A 1,459-nucleotide genomic window follows, 5' to 3' on the forward strand; every position below is an offset into this window, starting at 1 on the left:
GGCGAGCGAGGAGGCGAGGACGGCGCGGGTCTCGGCGGGGTCGATGACGTCGTCCACGAGGCCGCGTTCGGCCGCGTAGTACGGGTGCATCAGCTCGCTCTTGTACTCCTTGATCTTCTGGGCGCGGGTGGCGTCGGGGTCCTCGGCGGCGTTGATGTCGCGGCGGAAGATGACGTTGGCGGCGCCCTCGGCGCCCATCACGGCGATCTCGTTGGTCGGCCAGGCGAAGGACAGGTCGGCGCCGATGGAGCGGGAGTCCATCACGATGTACGCGCCGCCGTAGGCCTTGCGCAGGATCAGCTGGATGCGGGGCACGGTGGCGTTGCAGTACGCGTACAGGAGTTTCGCGCCGTGGCGGATGATGCCGTCGTGCTCCTGGTCGACGCCGGGCAGGAAGCCGGGCACGTCGAGCATGGTGACCAGCGGGATGTTGAAGGCGTCGCACATCTGCACGAAGCGGGCGGCCTTCTCGGAGGCGTTGATGTCCAGCACGCCGGCCAGCGACTGGGGCTGGTTGGCGATGATGCCCACGACGTGGCCGTCGATGCGGGCCAGCGCGCAGATGACGTTGGTGGCCCAGCGCTCGTGGACCTCCAGGAACTCGCCGTGGTCGACGACCTCCTCGATGACCTTGCGCATGTCGTAGGGGCGGTTGCCGTCGGCCGGCACGAGGTCCAGCAGCGAGTCGTTGCGGCGCCCGACGGGGTCGTCGGCGGCCACCGCGGGCGGCATCTCGCGGTTGTTCTGCGGCAGCAGCGACAGCAGGTAGCGGACCTCCTCGATGCAGGACTGCTCGTCGTCGTAGACGAAGTGCGAGACACCGGAGACGGAGGAGTGCACGTCCGCGCCGCCCAGGCCGTTCTGGGTGATCTTCTCGCCGGTGACGGCCTGCACCACGTCCGGGCCGGTGATGAACATCTGCGAGGTCTCGCGGACCATGAACACGAAGTCCGTCAGCGCCGGGCTGTAGGCCGCGCCGCCCGCGCACGGGCCCAGCATCACCGAGATCTGCGGGATCACCCCGGAGGCCCGCGTGTTGCGCTGGAAGATGCCGCCGTAGCCGGCCAGCGCCGTCACACCCTCCTGGATGCGGGCCCCGGCACCGTCGTTCAGCGACACCAGCGGCGCGCCCGCCGCGATGGCCATGTCCATGATCTTGTGGATCTTCTGCGCGTGCGCCTCGCCCAGCGCACCGCCGAAGATCCGGAAGTCGTGCGCGTAGGTGAACACCGTCCGCCCGTGCACCGTCCCCCACCCCACGACCACACCGTCGGTGTGCGGCTTCTTCGCCTCCAGCCCGAAACCCTGCGCACGGTGACGCCGCAACGGCTCCACCTCGCGGAACGAACCCTCGTCCAGCAGCAGCTCGATCCGCTCACGCGCGGTCAGCTTGCCCTTCGCGTGCTGCGCCTCGGTGGCCTTCTCGCTCGGCCCCCGGCGGACCTGCTCGCGCAGCTCG

At 69.8% G+C, this 1,459-nt stretch carries 1 protein-coding gene; it reads right to left on the bottom strand.

Annotated elements, in window-relative coordinates; translation table 11 throughout:
- Window positions 1-1,455, bottom strand: a 1,455-nt coding sequence (locus OO48_RS33850) for an acyl-CoA carboxylase subunit beta (protein ID WP_245194922.1), incomplete at its 3' end; no start/stop codon positions are given.
- Between the last annotated feature and the right edge of the window lie 4 nt (window positions 1,456-1,459).

It is taken from the genome of Kitasatospora phosalacinea (genome assembly GCF_000716545.1).
Classification (GTDB): Bacteria; Actinomycetota; Actinomycetes; order Streptomycetales; family Streptomycetaceae; genus Kitasatospora; species Kitasatospora phosalacinea.